Origin of the sequence: Actinoalloteichus spitiensis RMV-1378, assembly GCF_000239155.1 — a bacterium.
In the GTDB taxonomy this organism is placed as follows: Bacteria; Actinomycetota; Actinomycetes; order Mycobacteriales; family Pseudonocardiaceae; genus Actinoalloteichus_B; species Actinoalloteichus_B spitiensis.
Genome location: NZ_AGVX02000450.1, coordinates 1 through 5,962, shown reverse-complemented (window position 1 = coordinate 5,962; position 5,962 = coordinate 1). Strand labels below are relative to the sequence as shown.

At 73.9% G+C, this 5,962-nt stretch carries 5 protein-coding genes; 4 read left to right on the top strand and 1 reads right to left on the bottom strand.

Going from position 1 to position 5,962, the window contains the following annotated elements:
- Positions 1 to 74: 74 nt before the first annotated feature.
- The gene (locus ACTIDRAF_RS0218880; RefSeq protein ID WP_016700291.1) at positions 75 to 692 is read right to left on the bottom strand and encodes a DinB family protein; all 618 of its coding nucleotides are present in this window, start codon (positions 690 to 692) and stop codon (positions 75 to 77) included.
- 54 nt (positions 693 to 746) lie between these two features.
- On the opposite strand from ACTIDRAF_RS0218880, the gene ACTIDRAF_RS0218875 reads away from it, so the two are divergent.
- The 4 genes from ACTIDRAF_RS0218875 to ACTIDRAF_RS0218860 all read left to right on the top strand — a co-directional run bounded on the left by ACTIDRAF_RS0218875 (position 747) and on the right by ACTIDRAF_RS0218860 (position 5,867).
- Positions 747 to 1,736 (top strand): helix-turn-helix transcriptional regulator, encoded by a 990-nt coding sequence (locus ACTIDRAF_RS0218875; RefSeq protein WP_026066270.1) that lies wholly within the window; start codon positions 747 to 749, stop codon positions 1,734 to 1,736.
- A gap of 383 nt (positions 1,737 to 2,119) precedes the next feature.
- On the top strand, positions 2,120 to 3,187 hold the full coding sequence (locus ACTIDRAF_RS0218870) for an NAD(P)/FAD-dependent oxidoreductase (RefSeq protein ID WP_016700289.1): 1,068 nt from the start codon (positions 2,120 to 2,122) through the stop codon (positions 3,185 to 3,187).
- Positions 3,188 to 3,314: 127 nt separating this feature from the next.
- Positions 3,315 to 3,950, top strand: coding sequence for a class I SAM-dependent methyltransferase (locus ACTIDRAF_RS0218865; protein WP_016700288.1), 636 nt, complete (start codon positions 3,315 to 3,317; stop codon positions 3,948 to 3,950).
- 279 nt (positions 3,951 to 4,229) lie between these two features.
- Entirely contained in the window at positions 4,230 to 5,867 is a 1,638-nt protein-coding gene (locus ACTIDRAF_RS0218860) for an ABC-F family ATP-binding cassette domain-containing protein (protein ID WP_016700287.1), read from the top strand.
- The last annotated feature ends 95 nt before the right edge of the window (positions 5,868 to 5,962 follow it).

The window sequence follows — 5,962 nt, the reverse complement described above, 5'->3', positions numbered from 1 at the left end:
GCGTCTCGGTGGGCCGGACGGTCGGCGCGGGGTGGGGCGGGGCCCGGAGGGGACCGGGCCCCGCCCCGTCCCGGTCAGCTCGAGGTCTGCCCGTCCAGCGTCTCCCGCAGGATGTCGGCGTGCCCGGCGTGCTGGGCGGTCTCGATGATCACGTGCGCCACCACGCGTCGCACGCTGTAGACCGTGCCGGGCTGGTGCCAGGGTGCCTCGGGCAGGGGGTGGGCGGCCGAGAGGTCCGGCACGCTGTTGATGATCTCCGCCGTTCGGGCGGCGACCTGCTCGTAGCGGGTGAGGATGCCGGTGAGGGTGTCCTGCGGCGACCACTGGAAGTCGTTCTGGTGGTCGATCATCCACTGGGGGAACTCGCGTGCGGTGCCGGCGGCCACGTCGTCCCAGGTGACGCCCTCGGGCAGGTCGTAGCGCATGGCCTGGGGGCCGTGGAGCACGAAGTTCATCCAGCTCTCCTCCATGCTGGTGACGTGCTTGACCACCCCGCCCAGGCACAGGGCGCTGGCGGTGGGCCGTGCGCCGAGCTGCTGGTCGCTGAGCCCCTGGACGGTGGTGGTCAGGGCGGCGCGGGCGGCGGCGAGCGCGTCGAGCAGGTCGGCCCGCTCGGTGTCGAGAGCGGCGGGGGTGGTGGACACGGGGTCTCCGTCCTCGTGGTGGGTGTCGTTGACTGGCACGTCGCCCACGATGGCAGCCGAAGAGGACAGGGAGTGTCCGCTTCTTCGGGCATGCTGGGAGCCATGCCGAAAACCTCGGCGAGGCTGCTGTCGTTGCTCTCGCTGCTCCAGACGCGTCGGGACTGGCCGGGTCCGGCGTTGGCCGCGCGGCTGGGGGTCAGCCAGCGCACCGTGCGCCGGGATGTCGACCGCCTCCGGGAACTCGGCTATCCCATCGCCGCGGTGAAGGGGCCCGACGGGGGCTACCGGCTCGGGGCGGGCAGTGAGCTGCCGCCGTTGCTGTTCGACGACGAGCAGGCGGTGGCGTTGGCCATCGCGCTCCAGATCGCCACCGTGACGGGGGCGGGCATCGAGGAGGCCTCGGCGCGGGCGCTGGCCACGGTGCGGCAGGTGCTGCCGGCCCGGTTGCGGCGTCGCATCGACACCGTCCCGTTCACCTCGGTGGAGCCACCGGCGCGGACGGGTGGTCGGGTGGCCAGCGCGGTGCTCGTGGCGCTCGGTGCCGCCGTCCACGCCCGGGAGGTGCTCCGGTTCGACTACGCCAGCCCGGCGGACCAGGGGGAGGGCGGCGCGGGGAGAGCGCCCCGGCGGGTGGAGCCCCACCACCTGGTCGCCTGGAGCGGGCGCTGGTACCTGGTGGCCTGGGACCTGGATCGCGGGGACTGGCGGACCTTCCGCGCCGACCGGATCACCCCGCGCACGCCCACGGGGCCCCGGTTCACCCCCAGGCCGCTACCGGGAGGAGGGGTGTCCGCGTTCGTGATCAGCCGGTTCCGGGGGGCGGGCGAGTCCGGTGACTGGCCCTGTCGCGGTGAGGTGATCCTCGATCTTCCCGCGTCGGTGGTGTCCCGCCACTCGTGGGACGGGGTGGTGGAGGCTGTCGGTCCGGACCGGTGTCGCCTGGTCCTGGGTTCGTGGTCCTGGGCGCGGTTGGCCGCCGAGATCGGCTCCTTCGACGTCGACCTGGAGATCGTCGGTCCCCAGGAGCTGCGGGAGGCGTTCGCTCGTCTGGCCCGGCGTTACTCGGCGGCGGTGTCGGACTCCTCGGGGTGATCCGCCGGTTCGGGCGTCTCGGGCGGGGGATATCGGAGCGCGTCGGGAGGGGACGGCATATCCCCTGGCGCCGGCGGTGCCTCCTGGCGGCGGTGGTGGGGGCCTGATCTCGACGTGGTCCTCGACGACCGGCTCTCGAGCGTGACCGGCGGATCGGGGGCGGGCGCCGTCCTGCTCGACAGCGGGCGGTCGGCGAGGTCGGCGCGCGGATGGCGCCGTGCTCGCGAGCGAGGTCGTTCGCTCGTGCCGTCAACGGTGGTACGCAGGGTCCCCGCGACCGGTGTCGGCGGCGTCTCCGCCCACCAGGTTTTGCGGTACTGGCAACAGGACTTGGCACAAGCGCGGATTGGTCGGCACTCTCGTGGCGGAGAGGAGGTCACGAGATGACCGAGAGGGAGAACGGGTCGACCCCGCACGACGCGCGGGCGGCCGGAGGTCGGCCCCGGTGGGACGCCATCGTCATCGGCGGCGGACCAGCGGGTCTGAGCGGGGCTCTGACCCTGGCCAGGGCGCGGCGCTCCGTGCTGGTGATCGACGACGGCCGGCCGCGCAACGCACCGGCGGCCCACGCCCACAACTACCTGACCCGCGACGGCGCGGCACCCGGGGAGCTGCTGGACACCGGCCGCGCCGAGGTCGCCTCCTACGGCGGGGCGTTCCTGACCGGGACCGTCGTCTCCGCCACCCGGGGCAGCGGCGGGGAGTTCCGGCTCACGGTGGGGGACGGCACGGTGGCGGAGGGCCGGCGGTTGCTGGTGGCCACCGGCCTGGTCGACGAACTGCCCCCGGTGCCCGGCCTTCGGGAGCGGTGGGGCCGGGAGGTGCTGCACTGCCCCTACTGCCACGGCTGGGAGGTGCGGGACCAGCGCATCGCCGTCCTGGCGACCGGGCCAATGGCGGTGCACGCGGCGCTGCTCTGGCGGCAGTGGAGCTCCGACGTCACGCTGGTCGAGCACACCTGGACCGGACCGACCCCGGAGGAGGCCGAGCAGCTCGCCGCGCGCGGTGTCACCCGGGTGCGGGGGGAGGTCACCGGGGTGCGGCTGGAGGAGGACAGGCTGGTCGGGGTCACCCTGGCCGGTGGTCGTCCGGTGGACTGCCAGGCGCTGGTGGTCGCTCCCCGCTTCGTGGCCCGAACCGAGGCGCTCGAGGGGCTCGGGCTCACCACCGCTGACCAGGAGATGCGGGGGCACTCGATCGGGGAGCACCTCCCGGCCGATCCCTCCGGTGCCACCTCGGTGCCCGGGGTGTGGGTGGCCGGCAACGTGACGAGCCTGGCCGACCAGATCGTCGCGGCCGCCGCCTCCGGGGTCCGTGCGGGCGCCCTGATCAACGCGGACCTGGTCAGCGAGGACACCGCCGAGGCGGTGCGGGCCTACGGCGGGTTCACCCCCCGCCGGGAACGGGACGTCGCCGAGCGGGTCCTGGGGGCCGCGCGGCACGGCCTGTGACCGGGCGGTCGCGTCTCCGCTCTCCGCCGCCGGGTTCCGGTGACCACCTCGACCGCGCCCGCCGGGGCACGCGCCAGTGCCGCCGGCGGACGCCGCACCCCACCCCCATCTCGACGAGGAGTCGACCATGTCCACCGCCACCAGCCAGGACGAACAGTTCTGGAACGACCTCTACGACCGTTCCGACCGGATCTGGAGCGGGAACCCCAACGCCGCCCTCGTGCGGGAGGCCACCCACCTGAGCCCCGGCCACGCCCTGGACCTGGGGTGCGGTGAGGGAGGTGACGCCATCTGGTTGGCCAGCCGGGGTTGGCGGGTCACCGCCACCGACATCTCCCGCGTGGCGTTGGCCCGGACCCGGCGGTACGCCGACGAGGCCGGTGTGGGTCACCTCGTCGACGGCGAACACCTCGACCTCGCGGTGTCCTTCCCGGCAGGGGAGTTCGACCTCGTCTCCGCGCAGTTCCTCCAGTCACCGAGGGAACTGCCCCGGGAACGGATCCTGCGCCGGGCGGCGGCCGCTGTGCGGCCGGGCGGGACGCTGCTGGTCGTCGGGCACGCCGCCGGCCCGTCGTGGGCGCCGCCCGAGCACCAGGAGACGCTTTTCCCCCGCGCGCGGGAGGTCCTGGACAGCCTGGCGCTGGCGGAGGACCAGTGGGAGGAACAGCGCTGCGAGGAATGGTCACGCCCCCAGGAGGGCCCGGACGGCCAGCCCGGTGTGATGCTCGACAGCATCGTCCGGCTCCGGCGCCGCGAGCGGTGAGCCAGGGAGGCGGACACCGTCGTCCGCCTCCCTCCCGCCCCGCGCCGCGATCCCGAAATCCGGTTGCCTGTCCTGCTACCGTGGCCGGCAGCAGTGTTCCCGGCAGGGGAGACCAGACGTGGTGAGTGACGACGACATCTCCGGGTGAACCCGGATGCGCCCGGCCGCCGGCATGAGCGTGTGACGCCGCCGCGGCCGCTGTCGTCGTCCCCTTCCACCTCCCGTTCCCATCCGCCTCGGTGCGGGGAACGGTCACGAACACCGCGTGAGGTACCTGCCATGTCCGATGCCGCCATCACCTGTTCCGACCTGTCCTTCTCCTGGTCCGACGGCACCACGGTCCTCCAGGGTCTCTCCTGCACCCTCGGCGCCGGCCGCACCGGCCTGGTCGCGCCCAACGGGGCCGGCAAGAGCACCCTCCTGCGCCTGATCGCCGGGGAACACCAGCCCACCGGGGGGAGCGTCACCACGCGTGGTGTCGTCGGGTACCTCCCGCAGACGTTGCCGCTGTCCGGGAACGTGACCGTCGGCGAGGTGCTGGGAGTGGCACCGAAGTTGGCCGCGCTCGCCGCGATCGAGGCCGGCGACACCCGTGAGGAGCTGTTCGACACCCTCGGCGACGACTGGGACATCCCGGAACGCACCCGCACCGAACTGGACCGGCTCGGACTCCACGACGTCCGCCCCGACCACCGCCTGGACACGCTCAGCGGGGGGCAGATCGTCTCCCTCGGCCTGGCGGCCCGGCTGCTGGCCCGCCCCGACGTCCTGCTCCTCGACGAACCCACCAACAACCTCGACCGAGATGCCCGCCGCCGGCTGTCCGAGGTGCTCGACACCTGGCAGGGCTGCCTGGTCGTCGTCAGCCACGACCGGGCGCTGCTGGACCGGATGGACCGCATCGCCGAACTGGACCGGGGCCGGCTCCGCGTCCACGGGGGGAACTTCACCTCCTACGAGCGGGCGGTCCGCGCCGAACGGGAGACCGCGCAGCGCCAACTCCGCAGCGCCGAGCAGGAGGTTCGCCGGGAGAAGCGGGAGATGCAGCAGGCCCGGGAGCGGGCCGAACGGCGGGCCAGCAACGCCGCCCGCAACCTGGGCAACGCTGGCCTGCCGAAGATCGTCGCCGGCGAGCTCAAACGCGGCGCCCAGGAGTCGGCCGGACGCGCCAGGGAGACCCATACCGCGCGGGTGGCCGAGGCAAGGACCCGGTTGGAGGAGGCCGAGCGCGCCGTCCGGGACGACCAGCGCATCTCCCTGGACCTGCCGGCGACCCACCTGCCCGCCGGACGCACCGTCTTCACCGGGCAGGGGCTCCGGGTGCGTCGTGGCGACCGTGACCTCTTCGACGGCCAGGGGGTCGACCTGACCGTTCGCGGCCCCGAACGGATCGCGCTGACCGGCGCCAATGCTGCGGGGAAGTCCACCCTGCTCCGCCTCATCTCCGGCGAGTGGCGTCCGGACGAGGGGACCACCCGCCGCGTGGAGGGGCGGATCGCCGCACTCTCGCAACGACTGGACCTGCTCGATCCCGATCGGACGGTGGCGGAGAACCTCGCCGACTTCGCACCCGAGCTGCCGCGGTCGCGGCGGATGCACCTGCTTGCCCGGTTCCTGTTCGGGGAGGGGCGCGCGCACCTGCCGGTGGGGGTGCTCTCCGGCGGTGAGCGGCTGCGCGCCACGCTGGCCTGCGTCCTGTTCGCCGAACCGGCTCCCCAGCTGTTGTTGCTCGACGAACCGACCAACAACCTGGACCTGGTCAGCGTCGGCCAGTTGGAGAGCGCGCTGAACGCCTACCAGGGTGCGTTCGTCGTGGTCAGCCACGACGAACGGTTCCTGTCGGCGATCGGGGTCCAGCGGTGGCTGCGCCTGTCCGGGGGGCGGTTGGTGGAGGATCGGCCCCCCGAGGTGGAGTGAGGCCGCGGGGCGGTCGACCACCCGCGCCGCACCCGTGGCGACGGACGGTCGCCCGGAGCCGGAGCCGGAGCCGGAGCCGGGGCCGGAGCCGGAGC